At 57.0% G+C, this 21,874-nt stretch carries 20 protein-coding genes; 10 read left to right on the forward strand and 10 right to left on the reverse strand.

Going from position 1 to position 21,874, the window contains the following annotated elements; translation table 11 throughout:
• Nucleotides 1-25: 25 nt before the first annotated feature.
• Nucleotides 26-220 carry a hypothetical protein gene (locus P0D52_RS01020; RefSeq protein WP_394693590.1) on the forward strand — a complete coding sequence of 65 codons (195 nt, stop codon included), beginning with the start codon at nt 26-28 and terminating at the stop codon, nt 218-220.
• A complete protein-coding gene (locus P0D52_RS01025; protein ID WP_394692972.1) occupies nt 217-915 on the forward strand; it encodes an IS6 family transposase in 699 nt (232 codons plus the stop codon). The genes P0D52_RS01020 and P0D52_RS01025 overlap by 4 nt, the downstream gene beginning before the upstream one ends.
• An 86-nt stretch (nt 916-1,001) precedes the next feature.
• On the opposite strand, the gene P0D52_RS01030 is transcribed toward P0D52_RS01025, so the two are convergent.
• From P0D52_RS01030 to P0D52_RS01040, 3 genes are read right to left on the reverse strand one after another with little or no spacing between them, the layout of a single operon-like run.
• Nucleotides 1,002-1,628, reverse strand: a complete 627-nt coding sequence (locus tag P0D52_RS01030) for a hypothetical protein (protein WP_394693591.1) — start codon at nt 1,626-1,628, stop codon at nt 1,002-1,004.
• Nucleotides 1,629-1,642: 14 nt separating this feature from the next.
• Nucleotides 1,643-2,323 carry a hypothetical protein gene (locus P0D52_RS01035; RefSeq protein WP_394693592.1) on the reverse strand — a complete coding sequence of 227 codons (681 nt, stop codon included), beginning with the start codon at nt 2,321-2,323 and terminating at the stop codon, nt 1,643-1,645.
• Nucleotides 2,320-3,117, reverse strand: a complete 798-nt coding sequence (locus P0D52_RS01040; protein WP_394693593.1) for a LytTR family DNA-binding domain-containing protein — start codon at nt 3,115-3,117, stop codon at nt 2,320-2,322. The genes P0D52_RS01035 and P0D52_RS01040 overlap by 4 nt, the downstream gene beginning before the upstream one ends.
• Before the next feature lie 288 nt (nt 3,118-3,405).
• Here P0D52_RS01040 and P0D52_RS01045 point away from each other — a divergent pair, with 288 nt between their 5' ends.
• The gene (locus P0D52_RS01045) at nt 3,406-6,237 is read left to right on the forward strand and encodes a TonB-dependent receptor plug domain-containing protein (protein ID WP_394693594.1); all 2,832 of its coding nucleotides are present in this window, start codon (nt 3,406-3,408) and stop codon (nt 6,235-6,237) included.
• A 263-nt stretch (nt 6,238-6,500) separates the two neighbouring features.
• The gene (locus P0D52_RS01050; RefSeq protein ID WP_394693595.1) at nt 6,501-7,193 is read left to right on the forward strand and encodes a hypothetical protein; all 693 of its coding nucleotides are present in this window, start codon (nt 6,501-6,503) and stop codon (nt 7,191-7,193) included.
• Here P0D52_RS01050 and P0D52_RS01055 read toward each other — a convergent pair.
• Nucleotides 7,190-7,816, reverse strand: a complete 627-nt coding sequence (locus P0D52_RS01055; RefSeq protein WP_394693596.1) for a TetR/AcrR family transcriptional regulator — start codon at nt 7,814-7,816, stop codon at nt 7,190-7,192. The genes P0D52_RS01050 and P0D52_RS01055 overlap by 4 nt on opposite strands.
• Before the next feature lie 138 nt (nt 7,817-7,954).
• Between P0D52_RS01055 and P0D52_RS01060 the strand changes: the two genes are divergently transcribed.
• From P0D52_RS01060 to P0D52_RS01080, 5 genes are all read left to right on the forward strand, one after another.
• Nucleotides 7,955-8,845 (forward strand): helix-turn-helix domain-containing protein, encoded by an 891-nt coding sequence (locus P0D52_RS01060; RefSeq protein WP_394693597.1) that lies wholly within the window; start codon nt 7,955-7,957, stop codon nt 8,843-8,845.
• Nucleotides 8,846-8,911: 66 nt separating this feature from the next.
• The gene (locus P0D52_RS01065) at nt 8,912-9,316 is read left to right on the forward strand and encodes a DUF1761 domain-containing protein (RefSeq protein WP_394693598.1); all 405 of its coding nucleotides are present in this window, start codon (nt 8,912-8,914) and stop codon (nt 9,314-9,316) included.
• Between the two features lie 9 nt (nt 9,317-9,325).
• Nucleotides 9,326-9,871 carry a hypothetical protein gene (locus P0D52_RS01070; RefSeq protein WP_394693599.1) on the forward strand — a complete coding sequence of 182 codons (546 nt, stop codon included), beginning with the start codon at nt 9,326-9,328 and terminating at the stop codon, nt 9,869-9,871.
• 57 nt (nt 9,872-9,928) lie between these two features.
• A complete protein-coding gene (locus tag P0D52_RS01075) occupies nt 9,929-10,366 on the forward strand; it encodes a hypothetical protein (RefSeq protein WP_394693600.1) in 438 nt (145 codons plus the stop codon).
• A gap of 269 nt (nt 10,367-10,635) precedes the next feature.
• A complete protein-coding gene (locus tag P0D52_RS01080) occupies nt 10,636-12,075 on the forward strand; it encodes an SLC5 family protein (RefSeq protein WP_394693601.1) in 1,440 nt (479 codons plus the stop codon).
• Here the strand turns inward: P0D52_RS01080 and P0D52_RS01085 are convergent.
• Genes P0D52_RS01085 through P0D52_RS01105 form a run of 5 tightly spaced genes read right to left on the reverse strand, consistent with a single transcriptional unit; the run spans nt 12,072 to nt 19,172 of the window.
• Nucleotides 12,072-14,033, reverse strand: a complete 1,962-nt coding sequence (locus P0D52_RS01085) for a beta-galactosidase (RefSeq protein ID WP_394693602.1) — start codon at nt 14,031-14,033, stop codon at nt 12,072-12,074. The two genes, P0D52_RS01080 and P0D52_RS01085, sit on opposite strands and share 4 nt — an antisense overlap.
• Nucleotides 14,033-16,093: an alpha-galactosidase gene (locus P0D52_RS01090; protein ID WP_394693603.1), complete on the reverse strand. Its 2,061-nt coding sequence runs from the start codon at nt 16,091-16,093 to the stop codon at nt 14,033-14,035. The genes P0D52_RS01085 and P0D52_RS01090 overlap by 1 nt, the downstream gene beginning before the upstream one ends.
• On the reverse strand, nt 16,090-17,067 hold the full coding sequence (gene galE, locus P0D52_RS01095; RefSeq protein ID WP_394693604.1) for a UDP-glucose 4-epimerase GalE: 978 nt from the start codon (nt 17,065-17,067) through the stop codon (nt 16,090-16,092). The genes P0D52_RS01090 and galE overlap by 4 nt, the downstream gene beginning before the upstream one ends.
• A 21-nt stretch (nt 17,068-17,088) precedes the next feature.
• Nucleotides 17,089-18,105 carry a galactokinase gene (locus P0D52_RS01100; protein WP_394693605.1) on the reverse strand — a complete coding sequence of 339 codons (1,017 nt, stop codon included), beginning with the start codon at nt 18,103-18,105 and terminating at the stop codon, nt 17,089-17,091.
• Entirely contained in the window at nt 18,105-19,172 is a 1,068-nt protein-coding gene (locus P0D52_RS01105; RefSeq protein ID WP_394693606.1) for a galactose-1-phosphate uridylyltransferase, read from the reverse strand. Before P0D52_RS01105 ends, P0D52_RS01100 begins: the two co-directional genes overlap by 1 nt.
• A 377-nt stretch (nt 19,173-19,549) precedes the next feature.
• Between P0D52_RS01105 and P0D52_RS01110 the strand changes: the two genes are divergently transcribed.
• Nucleotides 19,550-21,082 (forward strand): glutamate synthase-related protein, encoded by a 1,533-nt coding sequence (locus tag P0D52_RS01110; RefSeq protein ID WP_394693607.1) that lies wholly within the window; start codon nt 19,550-19,552, stop codon nt 21,080-21,082.
• Nucleotides 21,083-21,262: 180 nt separating this feature from the next.
• Here P0D52_RS01110 and P0D52_RS01115 read toward each other — a convergent pair whose 3' ends face one another.
• Nucleotides 21,263-21,853 carry a hypothetical protein gene (locus tag P0D52_RS01115; protein ID WP_394693608.1) on the reverse strand — a complete coding sequence of 197 codons (591 nt, stop codon included), beginning with the start codon at nt 21,851-21,853 and terminating at the stop codon, nt 21,263-21,265.
• Nucleotides 21,854-21,874: the final 21 nt, after the last annotated feature.

Here is a 21,874-nt window from a genome sequence, read left to right on the forward strand (position 1 = left end):
ACGCCAGCCGCAAGTGGCGGCTGACATGGCGTTCGGCCAGACCGACGGCTTCGGCCAGTTCCTGGATCGTGCTGAACTCGCCAGCGGGCGTTGTCAGATAAAACGACCCATTATCGGTTTCCCGGTGAAATGCCGGGATGAAGAACCCATTTCGCTATTTCAAGGGCAGTGTCAGATTAAACGCGCCGTTATCGGTTCGCCGGTAAAAATGCATGGATGAACAGCCCATTTCGCTACTTCAAGACGTCGCCTGAGGTGATCCGCCTTGCGGTTATGATGTATGTCCGTTTTCCATTGTCGTTGCGAAACGTCGAGGACCTGCTCCATGAGCGCGGCATCGATATTTGCCATGAGACGGTGCGGTTCTGGTGGAATAGGTTTGGGCCAATGTTCGCAGGTGAAATCCGCCGGAAGCGGGCGGATCGCCTTCGCGCCTGGCCCCAGTGGCAATGGCATCTGGACGAAGTCTTCGTGAAGATAAATGGGGTCACTCACTACCTCTGGCGCGCCGTCGATCACGAAGGCGAGGTCCTCGAAGCCTATGTCACAAAGCGCCGCGATCGCCATGCTGCGTTGAAGTTTCTGCGCAGGGCGATGAAGCGATATGGCAATCCAGAGGTCGTCGTGACTGATCGACTAAAGTCGTATCGGGCGGCCATGAAAGTGATTGGCAATGAGGGCAAACAGGATGTCGGGAGGTGGCTCAACAACAGAGCCGAGAACAGCCACTTACCCTTACGAAGACGAGAGCGAGCCATGCTTCGTTTCCGACGAATGCGAAGTCTACAACTCTTCGCTTCCGTTCATTCCTCAATCCACAATCACTTCAATCTCGAACGACATCTCAACAACAGAAACTGGTTCAAGGAGCACCGGCAAAACGCGCTGGCAGAGTGGCGGCAACTTGCCGCCTAAACTCCGATTTTCCTGGATAGGCGAGACCACTTCGCTTTAGTCTGACACCACCCTTTGGCTTGTCGTGCCGACGGTGCAGCGCGGACTCATTTCCTGGTCGCCAACTGAGCAATGGCGCAGAAGTGCAAACACGAGAAGAAAGGAATTGCGAAGGACGGAAATATGGAAAGTGGCGGATGAACAAGGGTTGCCTGCGGAGTGTTGACAAACGCGGGATCAAACGACAGCGGTATGAAGGCAAACAGCGCCAAAGCGATGGTTATCCAGAAGTCTGCGAATCCCCACAAATTCAGAACCCAAGCCTTGACCCGCCACATTGATGAACGGCGGACAATGACGATCACAACATAGACCGCAAGTATGCCGACGGACATGTCGAGCACGGACATGGGCACAGCAAAGCCCCCCGGCACCAGCCCGTATCCCCACAATACAAAAATTGCTCCGCCCATCATGCGCCAGGTTTGCATCAGGTTCAGGAACAGAAAATCGAGGCCAAGCACATAGCGCCGGAATGGCGGTGCGAATGCGAACAATGTCCAGAACAGGACCATTGGTATGACAATCGCCAGCTGGAGGTTGGAGACCGGCAGACCGTTGGGTGTCGCGAATACGCCCGCCAGCCCCAGCCACAGCATGGCCCCAAACCAGACGGCAACAAACATCAATGTAAGGGGGCCGGGCAGCGTTCCATTATCGAGAATGTTTTGCATGTCTTGCTCCACTTTCAGGGGATGGCCGGACCGGGGCCGTGATTCACAGATTCCGCAAGGGCTTGATCGGTCTGTTCCGCGGTCCATAGAATGTCCTGATGGGTCCGGATCACAGGTTGGCCTGTCAGCCCGAACCGCTCCGCAAGAACGTTGACGCGCCGGACGCGGGCTTTCACGCGGGTCCCAGCTGCCAATTCGACAATCTCGCGAGCTTCGCTTCGCTTTACGATCTGGCCAAGTATGCCCAGCAGCCATGCGTCATCCAACACGCCGGATTCTCCGGCATGCAGGGAAGCCAGTACCGCGAGGCAGAAATCGATGCCGACATGACGTTCAAAAGCGGCGTGGGCGATATGCGTCAATCGGCCGGAATCCGATAGCCAATTACAGCGGCAGGGCTCGGGCAATTCCCACTGCGCTGCGAAGCCTTCGATCGTGGCAATATTCACGCCTTGCCGACGGGGGACGCCATTCTTCTGAGTTGGATTAATCGGAATCCAGACCGAGGAAGCCCCGTGCAGCCGTGCTGTAGCAGCAATCCGATGGGCAGCGAGGAACGTCCAAGGGTGACCTAGATCAAACCAGAACTGAATTTCTCCCGGCACCGGAGGAGGAATGAAGTCGTTGGGCGACCAACCAAAGAAACGGGAGGCTCTATGAAATGAGCGATTTCGCGACAATTTCTGTAAGTTCATGATATTCCGTCCCGGATGCCGGCTAGATTTCCAGTGGAGGCGCCAGAGTCTGTCACGATTGCTTCAGGCGCCATGACGTCGTTATCGAGATGATCAGACAGCAGGCGTTTCAACCGGCGTTTATAGGTTCGTCCGATCGGCAGGCGGTCGCCGTTTCTCAACCTGACCTCAAGGCTCTGTTGGCCGCGATGGCAAATCTGCTCGATAGCGTCGCGTGCCACGATGTGGGTCCGGTGAATGCGAACAAATTGTTGCGGATCAAGTGTAAGCATGATGCGTGACAGGGACGTCCGCAGTACAAAAGATGACCCGCTCGACCGGATGACCGCATAATCACCCTCGGCATGAATGGCCTCGACTTCGTTGACCGGAATTCGGATAGGCAGCCGGGTAGCGTTGGTCCGAACGATGATTTCATTTTCGCCGGCCGACATTTCCTGCCCAAGCCAGCTTACAAAGCGGGACAAGCGTTTGCGTATATGGTCATCGGGTGCATCCAGAAAGATGACGTCTTCTGGTGTCATGGACCGCAATCCCAAAGGGGTTACGCCACCGGACAATGCGAGAAGATAGGGAATTTTCGCTTTCTGGATTTTCTCTGCAGCCGTCGCCAGGTCCGGGTTTTGCGGGTCGGCTGACAATATGGCTGACAGGTTTTCGCGTTCCCAACCCAGCTTTCCCAGCTGTGCGATCGCGCGCCGTAACGGCAGCGCCTCAGCACGCAAAGGCAAACCGGCCAGGTGCGCTTGCAGGCATGATTTCAGCTCTTCCTCGGTAATCAAAAGCAACTTCATTACCAGCATTCCATTAACGTACAAAAGCGTATCTTTTAAGCCACAATGGATGGGCGATATCAATTGCATCGCCGATCACAAGTGTGTCATCCGACGAGCTGCGGTGTCCTTAAATCATTATTATATAATTGTTTTGAGCGCTCATCGTGTCTTTCTTGACGTTCATCGCATAAGGCTTCTTTCCACAACACACGTCCATTAATTGGTTTTATTCGTACTTTTAACTGAGGGGAATAGACTATGAAATCCTGCATTCATAAAGGTGGAGCATTGCTCCGGACGACCGCCATGGCGACGACCGCCCTGGTGGCGTTGGGCACAGCGCTGGGCTCGGCAAGTGTCGCCCATGCCCAGGATGGCGCTTCCGATGATCGCATCATCGTGACCGGTTCACGCATCGGCCGTAGCGAGCTGACGTCCGTCAGCCCGATCACGGTTGTGGGCCAGGATGACCTGAACGTTCAGGCCGTTCGTACGCTTGAAGACTTTGCTGACCAGATCACATTCGCGCCAGGTGGTGAAACCAACAGCCGGACCAATAACGGCTCTGGCGGTCAGGCCACGATTTCGCTTCGTGGCCTTGGCCCGAACCGGACGCTGGTTCTGGTCAATGGCCGTCGCACCACTCAGGCAAATACCGGCGGTACGGCCGATCTCAACATGATTCCGGTCTCGCTGATCGGCCGCGTTGAAGTCCTGCGCGATGGCGCGTCGACCGTTTACGGTTCTGACGCAATTGCCGGCGTGGTCAACATCATCACACGTGACGATGTCGAAGGCTTTGAAGCTTTCGGCCAGTATGACGTGACGTCTGAGGGCGATGGCCAGATCTACCGTTATGGCATGACCTTTGGTCGTTCTTTCGACGGTGGCCGGTTTACCGCCAATATCGAGTATTTCGACCGTGGCACCATCCTTCAGGGTGATCGTCCGTTCTCTGCCTGCCCGCTTCGTGAAACGGGTGGTCAATTGGTGTGTGGTGGTTCGGGCACTGCCTATCCCGGCCAGATTTCACCTTCCAACAACACTGGTCCAACTTTTCAGATCAACAACGGTGGCGGCGTCGTTTTTGACCCAACCACCAACTCACTCCGCCCGTTTGTAACTGCCGATGGTTATAACTTCGCAGAGCGCTCCTACATGGTTACGCCTCAGGAAGTGTGGTCCGGTTTCTTCGACGCCGAGTATGACGTGATGAATTCTGACCGTTTCGGTGAGGTCACCGCTTTTGGTGAGTTCATGTTCGCTCAGCGGGCATCGCAACAGCAGCTTGCACCGGTCGGCACTTTCTGGTCACCGCTGGTTCCGGCTTTCCACCCGAACAACCCGACCGGCGAAGACGTTTTCGTTTCACGTCGTCTGGCCGAACTGGAATCGGGTCGTTTCTTCACCCAGGACGCGTCGTCCTGGCGGTCGATCTTCGGCCTTGAAGGCATGCTGCCAGCCGGCATATTCTGGGATACGTCGCTGTCATATGGCCGTTATGTTGACGCTCGCGTCATCGACGGTCAGGTGAACCCGATCCGTGCCGCAGAAGTACTCTGTAATGACCCGGCCTCGATCGCTGCCGGTGCTTGTGTCACGCCTGCCAATCTGATCTGGGATCCGTTCCGCGTTAATACGCTGTCGGACACAATCGCCAACTACATGCTGGTGCGTCACTCACCGGTTTCCCGTCAGACCCGTTTGTCCTTCCAGGCAAACCTGTCGGGTGATCTGGGTGGATTGCAGCTTCCAGGTGGTGAAATCGGCTGGGCAGTCGGTTATGAGCGTCGCCGTGACACCGGTGAGTTCATTCCGGATGGTGCAGCTCAGATCGGTCAGATCTACTTTGTATCCGGTAACGCCACGCAGGGTGAGCAGACCTCGTCAGAATTCTACGGCGAAGTGCGTCTGCCGATCCTGTCGGGTGTCGAATTTGCCGAAATTCTGGCTGTCGAACTTTCGGCTCGCTCGTCCAGCTATGATGTGACCGGCACCAATGTGAATAACAGCTTTGATGCCAATACCTGGGCGATCAAGGGTGAGTGGGCACCGAATGATCAGGTTCGCGTCCGTGCATCGTTCTCGACCGGCTTCCGGGCCCCGTCGATCGGCGAATTGTTCTCGCCTCAAGCTCAGAGCGCGACACAGTACACTGACCCGTGTGTAGGTTACGGCACTTCCGGAGCAAGCGCGACGGTTATTGCCAACTGTCAGGCAGATGGTTTGGGTCCAAACTTTACGTTGGCATCCACCCAAGCAAATGCCGTTACGGGTGGTAACCCAACGCTCAATCCGGAGGAATCTGAAGGGATGACCTTTGGTGTTGTATTTACGCCGTCGGGTACGCCAATCCTGGAAGACTTCACCTTCTCGGCGGATTACTTCTCTTTCGAAGTGACCAATGCAATTGGCACCGCCGACGTCAACACAATTGTTTCTCAGTGTTACGGCTCGGCAAACTTCTCTGATCCACTTTGTGCTCTGATTGCTGGCCCTGGCTATACAGGCGTGGGGGGAGTCCCGCTTGCCTCGCCATTTCCTGGCCCAGGCGGTGCTCGTCGGTCAGGTCTTGGCGTAATATCCGGTGTTCTTCAGACTAACGCCAATTTGTCGACCTATGAGACGTCGGGTGTGGATATCGGCATTGATTATGCCGGTCCGACCTTCGATATCTTCGAATCGACCGCACAGTTCGTGGCCGGTCTCGATATCACCTATCTGGAAAGTTTCGCCTATCAGGTGCTGCCAGGTGGCCCGGTGTCTGAATATGCGGGCGCATTTGCTCAAGACCCGTTCACGGGTACGCCTGCAGCCTTCCCTGAAATCTCTGCCCTGTTTCGTCTGGGCGTGGTCGGGGATAACTGGCAGTTCAACTATGTTGGCCGTTACATCGACGAAGTCGATGCCGCGAACCCGACGGGTGGTTTGTCCGACACGGCTGAGCGCGTGATGTATCACGACGTTCAGGCAGCCTATGACTTCGTGGACTCAGGTGTTGGCCTGACCTTCGGCGTGCGTAACCTCGCAAATGAGACGCCGCCTTATGTCACCGGCAATGACGACATGAACACACTGCAGCAGACCTACGACACGGCTGGCCGCTACTTCTACGGCCGGATCACCATCCGTCGCTAGTTCAACGAGGTAATACGCAACGCTTATAAGTCTGGCGGTCGGGGCAATGAGTTCTCGTCCCGGCCGTCAACTTTCCCTCCGAGTCAAGGTTAAGCGTATTGCGTATGCTGGGCGGGCCTTCGGGCCCGCCTTTTTTTGATCACAAAAACGAGAGCGTGCTATTCATAAGTACAATGGCGTACTAAAAAGATGACGCATCACCGACGTGCATCGCCAAGCCGATCTGATTTTGGGGCGTGGGTGTTTTGAAGAGGAGTTTTGAGTTGAAACGTTCATTTCTTGCCGGACTCGCTTCGGTGACCATTGGTTCTATTGTGTTCGCGGATGCTGATAACGGAATTGTAGAAGTCAGCCAGGCCTGTGAAACAGCCCTCGCTCTGTCGGCAGGGACCCCATATCTTCAGGAGAATGCCGGCGTCTATGTCCTTGGTGTGGAGGGGTATGAACTGGTACGTGAAGGTACAAATGGTTATGTTTGTATGGCCGTTCGTGAAGCGCCCAATGCCATTGTCCCGCAATGTTTTGACCGGCCGGCACAGCGCACTCAGGTCCAGATATTCCTTGGAGAGGGTCAGCGCCTGCGCGCTGGTGAAAATTTTGCCGACATCAGGGCCAGCCGTCTGGAGCCATTTGAAACCGGAGACGTCTCGCCGGTAACGGAACCGGGCATTGTCTACATGCTGTCCGAGTTCAATCTGATCAATGCTGGAGGCAATTATCTAAGGGTCGCGCCGCACATCATGTTTCATGCGCCCTTCTTGACCATGGAAGATATCGCCTCGACACAGACCATTGCCATGCAAAACCGCGGCATGCCGATAATCGCCAACCCGGGACCTATGTCCTATCTGGTGTCATTCGTGGAACATGGCACTGGCCAGGAGGCTGTGTTGGCGGCGTGCGATGGCGAGTTGCCGGATCTGGACCGATACCAGCCTTTTCCGCCGGGCGGTTAGCGCGCAGCTTTGGACAGCAAACTCTTGTTCCGGGCCAGGAATGTCGCGACGTGCTCGTCAACAATCGCATCGAAATCAAGCTTGGAAAAATCGTCAAACCCCAACAAAGATCGTCCGACGATGACGCCGCTGATATCCAGCACGAATTGATTTCCCAGCTCGAATGCCGGTGCGGATGGATTCTTGCGATCTATGGATTCCGCGATGATCCGTGCGCCGCGCCCGGGTCCGGCATCCCAGAACAATCGGCTGGTTGTCGGGTCCGTCCGGCTGGCTTCAGCAATTCCAAAAAGTATGGCTTGCATCGTTGGCAGCGAAAAGCGAGCCAATACGTCATGCCCGACCATTGTCAGGGTACCCGGCAAATCATCAAGGTCGGGGATAGCGTCCGGCGTGCGTGATCCAGCTTCAGCGCAGGCGTCCTGGATAACGGCCTTGAAAAGTTCGGTCTTGGACGAAAAACGGGAATATACCGTTGTCTTGGAGACTTTGGCGTCGCGAACCAGCACGTCGAGCCCCATACGTCCGTAGCCGAACTCCACGAAAAGACGAGTTGCCACGTCGATCAGGTACTTCGTTTTAGCGGCGCCTCGAGCGCTCGATCGTCCGATGTTTACGTTCATCCCGCCTCCATATTAACAATAATACATATTCGACCTTATGAGCCAATCGTCGGAATCTATGATACGCACTACTCCAATGACATATTCCGTCCTGATGTCCAAACCGGATGGAATGCGACCAAAGCCTGGATCCCGACCATGACTGCGTCGCTTTTCCATTCTGAGATATTCGACTCACCTTTTGGCGAGTGGTCTCTGGCAAGCGCTCCACCGGCCGCGGAACTCTCGGCGAGTGTGCTGCAATACTGGGAGTCGCGCGGCAGTGTCGCCTATGGCTTCGAGAGGATGCCACCTCGCGGCAGTGCCGAGTTGATCTTCAACCTTGGCGGCCCTCAACGGATGTATTCCGGCGAAACGCTCGAAACGCCGAGAACTTTCCGGAAGGCTTGGATCTCGGGGTTGTTCAACAGGCCGCTTTTTGTCGGCCCCGCTTATGATGCGGGAGTAAATGGCACCCATCTTGTGGGCGTCTCGATAACGCCCTGGGGCATTTATGACCTGTTCGGCATCGCCGCATCTGAATTGGCCAACAGAGTGGTTGAGGCGGAAGAAATTTTCGGATCCACAGTGAACACAATATGGGATCAGATCGCGAATGCCGACGGTCCAATGGCCCGCTACAAGGCCCTCATGGCTTTTTTGCAGTCTTGCCGTAATCGAATGTCGAGGCCAACGCCTTTCTCGGTTCAGTGGGCGGTCTCGGAAATATCCAGAGCGCGTGGTGGGGCCAGTATCCAGACCATGTGCGCGGATCTGGATATCAGCCGGAAACATCTCGCTGACCTTTTCAAACGGTCGATCGGATTTACGCCAAAGACCTATTCAAAAATCGTACGTTTTCGGTCAATTATGTCGATCATTGACCGCAGACAAGCCCATGAATTTGCCGGCCTTGCAGCGGATTTCGGCTTTGCGGATCAATCGCATTTTATCCACGAATTCAGATCGTTCGCAGGTGAGAGCCCAGCCAACTATCTCCGCAATGTGTCTGCTGACGGGGAAAGCGTTCTGTTCGAGACGGCCGGGTAACAAATCTACAATCCCGAGACCAGACCCGCTGGTAAGGAGTTCCGACTGGCCGGTTTTCGGCGATCAATGGAGGATTCGATGGAGATATCCACTCTAATTGCCGCCTTGGCGGGTTCGGTAGCTGCCATGGTCCTTGGCGGTATCTGGTATTCGCCAGTCTTCTTCGGATCGGCATGGCAAAGGCTGGCCAGCGTGCCCGACAGCGCCCAAGCCAATCCACTCCTGACCTACGGTGGCGCTTTTGCCTTGATATTTGTCGGGGCGATTGTTTTTGGTGCCTTTATCGGCACTTCGCCAGATATCGGATTTGCTGTTAGCGCCGGACTGGGGGCGGGAGTAGCATGGGCGGCCGGCAGCTTATGGATCAGTTATATTTTCGAAGGTCGTCCCCTGCGCCTCGCGTTGATCAATGGCGGTTTTCATATTCTTCAGTATGGCCTTATCGGTCTTGCTTTCGGCTTTTTGGGATAGGAGAAGGCTATGGCCCTGAAATATCTGATTTCTTCACTAACAATACTCGGGCTTTCGGCCTGCGCGAGTGCCGCACAGAATGCGGCGCCGTCCGAGTTGGATGACGCGTTGGGGTTTCTGACAGGCGCCTGCTGGAATGGCGAATTCTCGGACGGTCAGAGTACTGACACACAGTGTTTCCGCCCGGTCTATGGCGGTCTGTTCGTGCGTTCCAATCACCTGGTTGAAGGGGCACTTGGCCCATATGGCGGCGAAACCCTGTTCAGCTGGAACGATGAAACCGGCCGCGTTGAATACACCTATTGGGATACCAGCGGCGGAATAAGCCGGGGAACGATGATCCCGACCGACTGGGGGCTACAGGCGCCCGATGAAACCTATGAGAGTCCAGACGGCAGTTCGGTTGTGATTTCGAGCCGATGGGAAATTCTGTCAGCGGAAAGCTGGCGGCAATCCGTTGAGGAGGTGTCGGGCGACAACCGGCGGACGCTCTGGGAAATCACTTATACACGGGCAGAGCTCAGGGACTGGCCAGCGCCTTCAAGCGCCGATTAGTCAGGCGCTGGGCGCATTGCCCAGGCGAGACAAATCTACCAATCGGAGAATGCAAACATGATCGAATTACTTGCCCTGGCGATGTCGCCCTCGGTGCAGGCTGACGAAACGGCTCCGGTGCTGGAAGCAATCGCGCGATTGTCCGAAAGTTCCGAAACTGATGGCGGGGGACCGGATGTTTATGCCGGATCGCTCTGCCCCGGATTTACCCGTTGGACGCCTGGATCCGATGAGACATCAGACAAGAATTCCTGGCTGGACGGTGTTCGGGGTTGGTGGGATGAAGGCTGGCGGGTCTCGGAAAGAGAAACCGAATGGATTCAGGTGACGCTTTCGGGCAAGCATGCTTTCGTACGGCGCAATGTAGCCGAAACCTACACAGGGCCGGACGGTGAGGAATCCAGTTCGAGGTCTGCACTGGTCGAAACCTGGTCCTTGCAATCCGGCGGGTGGTGTCTCCTGCACGCCAACGGGCTCGCACTCCCCGCCGAATAGGAATTGGGCTCGGACATGTCGCCGATCCGACCGCCGCGTTATCCATGTCACTTCTGACGGGCGCGCGGTTCGATTCGTGTTGTCTATCCACCGCCACTCTTTCTCACGGCGTTTCGTCACCGCGACCGGTTCAAGGAGAGCCGGCAGACCGCGCTGGAAGAATGGCGGGATCTCGCCGCCTAAAGTTCGCTTATGCTAGAATACCGAGACCCCTTCGCTTTTGTCTGACAACACCCGTCGAATCGTTCATGGTCGAACAAGGGGGCGACATGGCTGATAATCTGGCACTTGATCCGTTACAGGTTGGAATTTTCGCGGCACTGACGCTGGCAATTGGCGTGCTCACCTGGTGGCGCGTTTCCGCGATGAAGAAAACGACCACCGACGACGAAAGCGAGTACTTCCTCGCCGGGCGCAGCTTGGGCTGGATCCTGGTGGCCGGCTCCATCACGCTGACCAATCTTTCAACGGATCAGCTGGTGGGCATGAATGGAAACCAGATGGCTCTGCTGGCCTGGTGGGAGCTGGCAGCCGTTGTCGGGCTGATCATCCTCGCCTTTGTTTTCCTGCCGATCTACTACAAGAATAATTGCCGCACCACGACCGAGCTGCTGGGCCAGCGCTATAATGACAAGAATATCAGAGCGTTGATCGCGGCGCTTTTCCTGCTCGGCAATATCATCGTGTTCCTGCCGGTCATGCTTTATACCGGCTCGCTTTTCCTGAAATCCATGTTCGGGGTCGAATGGCCGATCCTGGCCTTTGCCATTCCACTGGCGTTGATCGGATCGGCTTATGCCATTTTCGGGGGCTTAAGAGCGGTTGCGGTCTCTGATGCCATTTCGGGCGTCGGCGTGCTGGGTGTCGCCGTTCTGGTTGTCATCCTGGCCCTGCTGGCCATTGATTTTGATCTGTCGGGTATTCCGGCCGAGCGCCTGACCATGATCGGCGATAATGACTCGCCCATCCCCTGGCACACCCTGCTGACCGGCATGATTTTCATCCAGATTTTTTACTGGAGCACCAATCAGACCATTACCCAACGTGCCATGGCGGCGAAGAGTCTACGCGAAGCCCAGAAAGGCGTTCTGGCAGCGGCCGGGATCCGCCTGTTGATCGTCCCGGCCATTGTCGTAATTCCCGGCATTGTCGCTTACAAGCTGTTCGGGGATGTCGGTGATGCCGCCTATGGCCAGATCGTCGGCGCGGTTCTGCCGCCCTGGTTGTCCGGTGCGTTTGCAGCGATGATCGCAGCCGCCGTGCTGACCAGTTTCAACTCGGTGCTGAACTCTTCCACCACGCTTTATGTGCTGGATATTCACGAAACCTATTTCGATTCCACGCCGAATGTCGGCCGGATGAATCTGGTCATCACCCTGATCTTCGTCGGCCTCGCCATCTTTCTTGTGCCGGTCTATCAAAGCGCTGAAAGCATCATCAACCTGGTCCAGCAACTCTTCGGACTGTTGTCGATGCCGATCCTGTCAGCCTTCATTGTCGGGCTGGTTTTCCGCAATGTGGGCGCCGGTGCGGCAATGACGGGCGTTTTGTCCGGCACAATGATCTATGCCGGCTTCACCTTCGTCTGGACGCCGCTGCACTACATCCATCTGATGCTGATCACACTGATCGCCTCGATCGCAATCTCGCTAATCTACAATCGGCTGATCCTGGGCAACCGGGCGGAATTCTTGGGCTTGCCGCGCTAGGTTTTCCAGGCCGCAACGCCAGCCGGAGGCAGATCCATTCCGCCGATCAGGAACTCGGCATTATCCGGGACAAAGCCTTCCAATGTCTCTGCGTCGAGCCCGTAATTGAAGGCAAATTCGAGGTGGCCCAATCGGCGCAAGCGCAAGCTAAGGCCAAGGAGTCTGGGTTCAAGTCCGGCTCGCTTGGCGATGACACCGAAAATGTTCACCGCAGCCTCATTGTCTGGCCAGCCCGCCAGATAATGGACCTGCCCCGCCTCGATCCAGAACGGTGACCCGTCCGCGAAACACGCTTCAACATGCACGCCCAGTTCACTGTCGGGGGCAGGCAATTCAACATGTTCACGCCAGTTGATAACTCTGCGCTCGCTATCCACCCAGATCGCGGTCTCGGTCACTGACGGTCGCAGGCTCTCCACCCGGGTCACCTGGATTGGCATAAGCGGTTGCAGCGCGCCCGGCGCGAGCGTTTCGGGAATGTGGAAATTGTCGGTTTTGGACCCGGTGCGCGGCAAAGCCAGAATCGTTCCGGGCGTTTCTTTCAACTGCTTGATCAATACCGGATTCAGGATTGGAAGGCCGGGCAGAATGATGAGCTTATAGCCTGTCAGGTCAGCTGACTGCGGCAGAATATCGATGGAAAGCCCGAGCTGCCGCAGCGCGGAATAGGTTTCAAACGCTTGCCGCAACAAATCCATGCCCTGTCCTTGCGGCTGGATCATATGCGCCCATTGGCCTTCATAATCGAAGATCAGGGCGACATCGCTGCGGGTTGTTTGGCCTGACTTGATCTCCTCCAAATCTGCCGCGACCTGACGGGCTTCATCATAGGCCGGGGCGGGTGCGCCATCCGGGCGCTGGAGCCCGGCGTGCATGTGTTCCTGCGCAAAAGGCACCTGCCGCCATCGAAACCAGCTGACCAGATCGGCACCATGGGCGATCGCTTCCAGCGACCAGAGCCGGACCATGCCGGGCAGTGGTGCAGGATTATAGGGCGCCCAGTTCACCGGGCCGGGTTGTTGTTCCATCACCCCCCATTTGGGTGAACATCCGCGATAAAGATCGTGATGGAAGGCTTGGAAATCCGGATGGCCCTGACGCAGCCAGTATCGTTTGAGATCTTCGGGCAGCGGCATGAGATCCAGGAATCCCAGCGGATAGCTGTCCCAGGTCGCAATATGGAGATCGGCCCCGACCTTGTGGTGATCAAATGCCGTGAACGCGCCCATAAAGTTATGTGTGATCTCGCGTCCCGGTGAAAACTCACGGATGATCTTGACCTGTTCGCTATTAAAGCTGGCAACCTGATCGGAAGAAAAACGCTGGAAATCCAGCCGATGAGACGGATTTGCCTCGGTAACCGTTGCGCCAGGCGGATCTACCTCTTCAAACGACCGATAGGTCTGGCTCCAGAAAACCGCGCCCCAGGCGTCATTCAGGGTCTCGATTGTGCCGTAGCGGTTTTCCAGCCAGACCCGGAAAGAGGCTTGCGCAGCAGGTGAATAGCTTTCCACCGTATCGTGACAGCCATATTCGTTATCAGTCTGCCACATCGCCACGCCGGGATGTTCGCCATAGCGCCGGACCATCTCGGTTACGATTCCACGGCATTCCCGGCGATAGGTTTCGCTGGAGAAGCAATAATGGCGGCGCGAACCAAAGCGGCGCGGGCGACCGTGTTCATCTTGCGCCAGAATGTCCGGATGCCGGTCGATCAGCCATTTCGGAGGTGTGGCCGTCGGCGTTCCGAGGATTATCCCAAGACCTTCCGCGTGGAGCGTCTCGATGGCGCGGTCAAACCAGTCCCAATCATACTGGCCCGGTTCGGGTTCGAATTTCGCCCAGGCAAATTCCCCGATCCGGACGCAAGACAAACCAAGCTCGGCCATCTGGCGTGCATCATCGGCCCATTTTTCTTCCGGCCAGTGTTCCGGATAATAACAAACGCCCAACCGCATCAGGTGATCCTTTTCAGATGGATAAGACGGCCCATCAGCGCTTTGCCAGGATCAAGCGCCAGGCCCTTTGCCATCAGGCCTGCGCCCGAATACTGGCCAACTGGCCAGAGGTCTGGTTCGCCTTCGAGGGCGATTTCATTGAGCTCGTATTTCGCTGCTCTTTCCAGTCCCGCCAGTTGGATGCGCGACTGAAGCGGGCGCTCCGGCGTGTTGAGACGCAGGATACGCAAGAGCGCCTGATCGCCTGTTTCGGACGCCAGAATCTGGACATCCGGATCATCACCCGCTTCACCGATCCGGACCAGCCGTCCTTCACTCATCCAGTCACGGTGACGTTTGTAGAGATCAATACCTCGCATCAAGACCGCACGATCCTGACCGCCCAGCATTGCTGGATCCGCCTCCAGTCCCAGATGTCCAAAAAATGCGGTCAGCACCCGGAAAGCCATTGGAATCTGCCGGCCGGTCATGGGGTTGGGGCTGGGGCCAATGTGGGCGCCGAGCATTTCCGGCGGGACAATCAGGCTGGCCGCACGCTGGATACGAATGCGGTCGATGGCATCGGTCGCATCGCTCGTCCAGAATCGCTGGGCATAGCGCGCGATGCCGGCGTCAATCCGGCCGCCCCCACTGGCGCAGCTTTCAATTTCGACATTCGGGTGGGCGTCCCGCAATCGGTTCAGCAGGGCGTAGAGCCCATCTGTTTGCAATCCGGCGCGCGCAACACCATTGCGTGTGGCCGGATAGAGGTCGCGATTGCAATCCCATTTCAGATAGACGATCGGCCACAGATCCAGCAGTCCACTGATCGATGAAAAGAGAAAGCATTGAACTTTCGGAAGGGCGAGGTCGAGGACGAGCTGGTTGCGGCCAGTCGGCAATCCGGTTTCGGGATAACCCAGCACCCAGTCCGGGTGCGCGCGATAGAGGTCGCTGTCCGGGCTGACCATTTCGGGTTCAACCCAGAGGCCAAAATCCATACCGGCCGCATGGACTGCGTCGATCAGAGGGCTAAGGCCATCGGGGAATTTTTCTTCATCAACCACCCAGTCACCGAGGCTGGTGGCGTCGTCATTCCGGCCGTTGAACCAGCCATCATCGAGTACGAAGCGCTCAATACCGAGTTCGGCGGCTTGTTGCGCCAACTCAATGCAATCGCCTTCATTGACCTCGAAATATCGCGCTTCCCAGGTGTTGAAGTGAACACGGCGTTTGAGGGGCTCAGAGCGCCGACGGAATTCCTGATGGAAAATGTCCGAAACACCCTGCAGGCCGGAATGTGAAAGCGCCAGAATAGCCGGAGGGAGATCGAGGTGCTCTCCGGGCTCGAGAGTACATTCGCCCGGCGCGAAGAGTTGTTCGGCCAGAATTTGTCCGGTGCCATCCACCGCCCGCTCTGCCGCCAGACGAAAGGGGCCACTCCATGCCAGATGAGCTGTCAGGGCCTTGCCTGAATGTTCATTGGCGCGGTCGTCCAGAAGCGTCAGCGTTGGCCCGCCATCAAAGCCGGGCCGTCCCCCGCGGCCGAGCTGTTCAACCCGCCCGGTTTCAAAAGCCCGCAGTGCCACATGACCCTCACGGCCCCAGGCCCCCGCATGGGTCAGGACTTCCTTGGCCCAATGGGGTGCAGGCAAAAGGGCCGAGGCCAGTCGGGTGATACACGTGGGCTCGATTCCGCCATTTACCGCATTGGTTTCAATAATCAGGGCATCGCCTTCGAACCTGATCCCGCACTGCACGGACAAACCGGCAGATTCATCCTTGCTAACGAGGCAGATCAGTTCTGAGTTGGCCTCGATGACAGGCGAAGCCAGCCGGATACGACGATTGGATGAAACACCATGGGCTTCGATCTGCGGATTGCCGTGAAACCCGTTGCCGTGCTCCGGCATCAGCACCGGGCCGACGGGAAAATCCGGACTGGCCGGGAGCCGCTGAAACGCTGGAACGCCCGCCATTTCCTCAAACTCTTTGGGTCCAAACCAGACAAGATGTGCGCAGCCATCTTCGCCCTGCTCGACCATCAGGGAGAGCGTTTCACCTTCCAGCCGCGCCTTCACAGTGCCCAATCCCTTTGATGAAAACGCCAGGCGTCCTCGACAATCGTCTGAATGTCGGAGCGGGCTGGATTGAAGCCCAGCAGGTCGCGCGCCTTTCCGTTATCAGCATAGAGCTTTGCGGCATCCCCCGGTCTCCTTGGGTGAATGTCCAACGGCACTGGCTTGCCGGTTATTGTTTCGACAGCTGAGATGATCTCTTTCACGGTCGTACCCTGACCGGTGCCCAGATTGCAGGCGAAGCTCTGATGGCCAGCAACCAGCCGATCCAGCGCTGCCAGATGACCCGCTGCCAGATCCTCGACATGGATAAAGTCCCGCACGCAGGTGCCGTCTCGCGTTTGATAGTCATCACCGAACAGGTGAAAGCGCTCGATAACACCGGCTGCCGCTTTCAGCGCGTTGGGAATAAGGTGGGTTTCCGGGTCATGCTTCTCACCGATCTCGGCCTCCGGGCTGGCCCCGGCCGCATTGAAATAACGAAGCGCCGCAAACCGTAAGGGCGAGGCGGCGGAGACATCTTCCAGAATGCGTTCTACCGCCAGCTTGGTGCGTCCATAGACATTGCCCGCCTTTCGCGGTTCTTCTTCTCTTATCGGCAAACGATCCGGCTGGCCATAGACCGCGCAGGTCGATGAAAACACAAAGTGTACGCAGTCATGCCGGGCCATGGACTCCAGAACATTCAGCGTGCCGGCGACATTATTCTGCCAGAATGCCAAGGGTTCCCGCTCGCCAATGCCGACTTCAATGGAAGCGGCAAAATGCATGGCGGCATCGGGTTTATGCAGCGCAAAGGCGTCGTCGAGCGAGGACGCATCGCGAATATCGCCTTCCGCAAGGTCGCCCCACTGCACGAATGTGCGGTGCCCAGTGGACAGATTATCGAACACGACAGGTGTATCGCCGCGCGCGGCAAGGGCTTTGCAAACATGCGAGCCGATATAGCCGGCCCCGCCGAGCACGAGAATTTTCATCACGCTCTCCCTTCCGACACGCTAACCGGCTTTGACATCGCAAATCCAGCGGGAAGCGGGGTGGGCTGCATGAAGATTTGTCCACCACTGTGCGGGTTTGTTGTCCTCCAGCAGCGCGACAATGCAGCCTCCGAAACCGGCGCCCGTGATGCGCGCGCCGCGGGCACCCAGCTTCACGGCATCATCGACGAGAGCATCTATTTCCGGCGTTGAGACCTTGAAGTCATCCCGCAGGGAGGCATGGCTGGCCGTCATCTGATCACCGAAAGCGCGAGCGTCTGAGTCGCGCAAAGCGATGATTGCGGCTCTGGAACGGGCACCCTCGCTTAGCACGTGTTGGCCGATGGGATGAAGGTCTGGTGGCAAGGCGGACAGGTCTTCGGCATCGCACAAATAATCGACGCCGAGAAGCTTTGCCGCCGCCAGACAGTCATCGCGCCGTTCTTTATAGCGTCCATCCGCCAGCTTGCGTTCAATACCGGAATGAATGACGGCAAACGTCCAGCCTTCCGGGATCGCCAGCTGTTCAATGTTCAATGTGCGGGTGTTCAGTGCGAGCGCTTCGCCGGGTCGGGCATGGGCGACCGCCATCTGGTCCATGATCCCGCAAGGAACGCCGATGAAATCATTCTCTACCGATTGAGCGAGAAGCGCGATCCTTGTTGGATCGACGCCGTTCGGAGCACAGGCCTTAAGCACGCCTACGGTAACCGCGGCGGATGAAGACACACCTGCCCCCGCCGGAATTATGCTGTCGAGATGAACCGCCTGCGCGCCTTTGATCCAGCGCTGTTTGCGGGCCGCCTTAAGGGCGCCAAAAACATAATCCGCCCAGTGCTTCTGCGCTGGCGCATTCTGCTCCGCTGAAGCCGTTCCAGGAAACTGGGCCGAGGTCACATGATCAAAGCGATCCGGGCTTGACTCTAAGGTGATCTCAACGCCGAGCGGCAGGGATGCCGGCAGGACGGTTCCGCCATTGAAATCGATCCATTCGCCGATCAGATTCACCCGGCCCGGTGTCCAGCTTTGCAAGTTCATCAGGTGTCCCGCAGCGCCTTCGCCGCCGCCTTTGGATCCACATCGACGGTAAAAATGCCCGTCGCTTGCTCAACACTGGCGAGATATTTCAAACGTCCCGCCGAACGCATGATGGGATAGAATTGAACGGTGAACTGGAAGGCGCCGGACGTATCCGCCGGAGCCGCCTGAAAACTCATCATATACGGCATCGGCAGTTCAAACAGGCGATCGTATCGCGCCACCGTATCGCCGAGCAGGGTGGCAAGACCTTCGACCTCCTCCGCTGAAAACTCCCAGGGTCCCGCGCGCCGAGCCTGTGTCGAGATCCAGACTTCATTAGGAAACCGCGCAAAAGGCGGGCACCAGGATTGCAAACTGCCCGCCTCGGCTATCGCGAAATCTTTGCCCCAGGAACGGCGATCTGCCTCCAGATCATAGCCAGCGGCAAAGGCGGCTTCGGCTTTCGCCTGCGGCTCTGGAACCACAGGAAAGGCATAAATCTGGCCATGCGGATGAGAGAGCGTTACGCCCACGGCTTCGCCTCGATTTTCAAAGGGTAGAACACAAGCAGCACCGGCCTCAAAATGATGCTGATAACGGTCGATCATCGCTTCGATCAGAAGGATACGCCTGTCCTGCCCTATGGTCGCGAGCGAGCCGGTATCTTCGGGTGAATAGACCACGACTTCCGCATCGCCTCTGGCGGGTTGGGTTTTCCAGATCGCCGCTATTGGATCGGGCGCCTCGGGATGCAGGCTGGGAAAGCGATTGCCGAACACCGCCAGTTCAAAGTCAAAAAACGGGATCTCGGTGATCGCGCCGCCCGGTGTGGCCGGGGCGAGCGGATTGGCCGCCTTGGAGGGCTGGAAAGTCCGATTCTGCCGATGCGGCGAGTATAACGCCCATTCCTGCCGCAAGGGGTGGAACCGCATCTCTGAGGCGGAAGAAACCGGGTCTTCGAACTCCTGGCCCGGCTCGCCAGAATGGGGTTCATAGCCATAGAGATAAAGCGAGCGGCCGTCTGGCTTATCATGCCGGCGGCGATAGAACTGAATTGCCCGGCCCTTCAAACTCTCAGCTTGCATGATCGTCCCCTGCGTTCGCAAAGCATGAAACGATTACCCTCGAGACGCAACGCTTGCTGTCGCTCGGAAAACGGGGAGCCGGTAAAAGCAGCCGGTGCTGTGGGCATTGTCAGATTAAACGGCTCGTTACCGGATTGCCGGTGAAATGCCGGTATGGAAATCGACTCTATTCGGGATTTCCGGCGGTTTTTTCGAGACCGCTTCGCTTTGTTCTGACAGCACCTTGGGAAGGATTCGTCATGATATTCACGCCAACAACGGAAAGCGAGCTTGAAGTCGTCGCCCAGCTTGTAGAGAGCTCCTATAATTTCGTCACAGGGCGGCCCTCGACCAATTGACGCCTGCAGAAACGACGGCTTACATCGAAAGATCTCAACATGACAAAATCCATACCAATCATTGCCGCGAAACACCCTGCCAAAGTCGATTTGGAAAAGGGAAAGGACTATTATTGGTGTCAGTGCGGCATGTCCAAAAGTCAGCCGTTTTGTGACGGGTCCCATGCTGGAACTGACATAACACCACTCAATTTTACCGCCGAAACCACGGGCGGAGCAGCACTATGCCAGTGCAAGGCGACCGGATCTGGCCCTTTTTGTGATGGAACCCACGCCAGCCTCGGCGATCTGGCCGTCGGTGACCCATCCCCAAAGCCGAAAACGGACGTTCCAACAGCGAATCCTACTCCGGAAGAACCGACCGTTGCACGCATCCATGCACTGGCCCGTGACGGGCTTTCAAAACTGGGTCACCACGGAGAAATGGGTGCGATGGGTGTGCCGCGCAAAGATTTACCGCACTGGGACGACATTCAGGTTTTGCCCGCTCAGATGGCCCGTAAACCATTGTTAGATCACGTCCCCGTAGCTACATCCGTGACCATTGGCCCGCGTGCCGCGAAACCGTTGCAATTGGATATACCCCTTTTCGTTTCAGACATGAGTTATGGCGCATTGTCTGAAGAAGCAAAGACCGCACTATCACGTGGTGCGCAGATGGCAGGTACCGGAATTTGTTCAGGCGAAGGCGGTATGCTGCCCGAAGAACAAGCCGAGAATACCCGCTATCTATATGAATTGGCATCCGCCAAATTTGGTTGGGATCTAGACCTCGCCGCCCGTGTTCAAGCGTTCCACTTCAAAGGCGGCCAAGGCGCCAAAACCGGCACTGGCGGGCATCTACCCGGCGACAAAGTGCAAGGCAAGATCGCCGAAGTTCGGGGGTTGAAGCCCGGTCAAGCGGCGATTTCCCCGGCGACGTTCCCGGATTTGCACACGCCTGCGGATTTCAAACGCATTGCCGATCAGGTGCGCGAACGGTCCGGCGGCATCCCCATTGGCTTTAAACTGTCAGCCAATCACATCGAAGACGACATCGACTTTGCCTTGGAAGCAAGCGCTGACTACATCATCCTTGATGGGCGTGGCGGTGGAACGGGGGCAGCCCCGTTGATTTTCCGTGATCATATTTCTGTTCCGACAATTCCTGCGCTTGCGCGGGCACGCGCGCACCTTGACGCCAAAACAGGCCGCGAAGTGACTCTTGTTATCACGGGTGGTTTGCGCGTCGCCGAAGACTTCGTAAAAGCGATGGCGATGGGTGCTGATGCAATCGCGGTTAGCAACTCTGCCATGCAGGCAGTTGGGTGCATAGCTGCGCGGATGTGCAATTCCAACAATTGTCCGGTTGGTGTTGCGACGCAAAAACCAGAGCTTCGCAAGCGGCTTGATGTGCAGGTTGGGGCGGAACGTCTGTCGCGGTATTTCGGAGCCAGCGTGGAGCTGATGCAAGTGTTGGCTCGAGCCTGTGGTCATGCATCTCTGAGCGACCTTAACCTGCGTGATGTCACCACCTGGAAAAGGGATATGGCTGACCTGAGCGGCGTACGTTTTGCGGGCGTCAAACGGTGACTCCTTTTGGATAGCAGCCGCCTACCGGATCCTCTCAGAGGAAGCGGCGGGCATTGTCAAATTAAACGGGCCGTTATCGGTTCCGCCGCCTAATTCACCAAATTGCTGGCAAACAGAGACCAGCTCGCTTTTGTCTGACACCACCCATGTGAATGTTCCGCGCGCCAATTTTACGCCCGCTTACTCGTAGATCGAGACGATGTTGCCAACCAGCTTGTAGATGGGTGGAGAACCGCCAGGATGATCGGGCGAATCCGTTGAGCAATAGCCTTCCTCGCCCGCCGTTGGCCTGCCCCAAATGACAAAGCCCGTCGTACCGGCCTCGCTGCAAATATGCATATCCCGGTTCATATATGTACTGTGACCGCCCACCAGGGCATCGCCATCGAACGTGTGATACGGCGACGTGCTGGCCATCTCGACCCAGCGCGTTGTATGCCCCGGTGTCGGTACCAGAAACTGTAAATCTGTTGTCTGCGCGCCTTCGACAGTTCCTGCATACCAGGCATTGCATCGCGTGCCATCAAACCAGCCGATCCACAAAGAGCCAAAACTGCCAGAGATTTCCCGACTATCAGTCACACGGCAAAGCGGGCGCTGCGGCGCGCCGACAGCGTGCACGTAGTCGACCGGCGGCGTATCCTGACGCACCCAGATATATTCGTCTTGAGCGTCGGCGGCAGCGCTGAAGGCGGCGGTCCCGACGGCTATTGCCCCAAGCGACAGGGCTCCGGTGCCCAGGCGGGCCATCCAGGACAGGGTCGATTTCATGGAATTTCCTGACTTCGGTAA

Origin of the sequence: Hyphobacterium sp. (genome assembly GCF_043584775.1) — a bacterium.
In the GTDB taxonomy this organism is placed as follows: domain Bacteria; phylum Pseudomonadota; class Alphaproteobacteria; order Caulobacterales; family Maricaulaceae; genus Hyphobacterium.

Coding starts and splice junctions, on each gene's coding strand:
- P0D52_RS01105 (WP_394693606.1), bottom strand. CDS start 19,172: ATGCAAGCTGAGAGTTTGAAGGGCCGGGCAATTCAGTTCTATCGCCGC.
- P0D52_RS01080 (WP_394693601.1), top strand. CDS start 10,636: ATGGCTGATAATCTGGCACTTGATCCGTTACAGGTTGGAATTTTCGCG.
- P0D52_RS01055 (WP_394693596.1), bottom strand. CDS start 7,816: ATGAACGTAAACATCGGACGATCGAGCGCTCGAGGCGCCGCTAAAACG.
- P0D52_RS01075 (WP_394693600.1), top strand. CDS start 9,929: ATGATCGAATTACTTGCCCTGGCGATGTCGCCCTCGGTGCAGGCTGAC.
- P0D52_RS01025 (WP_394692972.1), top strand. CDS start 217: ATGAACAGCCCATTTCGCTACTTCAAGACGTCGCCTGAGGTGATCCGC.
- P0D52_RS01040 (WP_394693593.1), bottom strand. CDS start 3,117: ATGAAGTTGCTTTTGATTACCGAGGAAGAGCTGAAATCATGCCTGCAA.
- P0D52_RS01115 (WP_394693608.1), bottom strand. CDS start 21,853: ATGAAATCGACCCTGTCCTGGATGGCCCGCCTGGGCACCGGAGCCCTG.
- P0D52_RS01070 (WP_394693599.1), top strand. CDS start 9,326: ATGGCCCTGAAATATCTGATTTCTTCACTAACAATACTCGGGCTTTCG.
- P0D52_RS01060 (WP_394693597.1), top strand. CDS start 7,955: ATGACTGCGTCGCTTTTCCATTCTGAGATATTCGACTCACCTTTTGGC.
- P0D52_RS01100 (WP_394693605.1), bottom strand. CDS start 18,105: ATGAACTTGCAAAGCTGGACACCGGGCCGGGTGAATCTGATCGGCGAA.
- galE (WP_394693604.1), bottom strand. CDS start 17,067: ATGAAAATTCTCGTGCTCGGCGGGGCCGGCTATATCGGCTCGCATGTT.
- P0D52_RS01030 (WP_394693591.1), bottom strand. CDS start 1,628: ATGCAAAACATTCTCGATAATGGAACGCTGCCCGGCCCCCTTACATTG.
- P0D52_RS01045 (WP_394693594.1), top strand. CDS start 3,406: ATGGCGACGACCGCCCTGGTGGCGTTGGGCACAGCGCTGGGCTCGGCA.
- P0D52_RS01020 (WP_394693590.1), top strand. CDS start 26: ATGGCGTTCGGCCAGACCGACGGCTTCGGCCAGTTCCTGGATCGTGCT.
- P0D52_RS01110 (WP_394693607.1), top strand. CDS start 19,550: ATGACAAAATCCATACCAATCATTGCCGCGAAACACCCTGCCAAAGTC.
- P0D52_RS01085 (WP_394693602.1), bottom strand. CDS start 14,033: ATGCGGTTGGGCGTTTGTTATTATCCGGAACACTGGCCGGAAGAAAAA.
- P0D52_RS01065 (WP_394693598.1), top strand. CDS start 8,912: ATGGAGGATTCGATGGAGATATCCACTCTAATTGCCGCCTTGGCGGGT.
- P0D52_RS01035 (WP_394693592.1), bottom strand. CDS start 2,323: ATGAACTTACAGAAATTGTCGCGAAATCGCTCATTTCATAGAGCCTCC.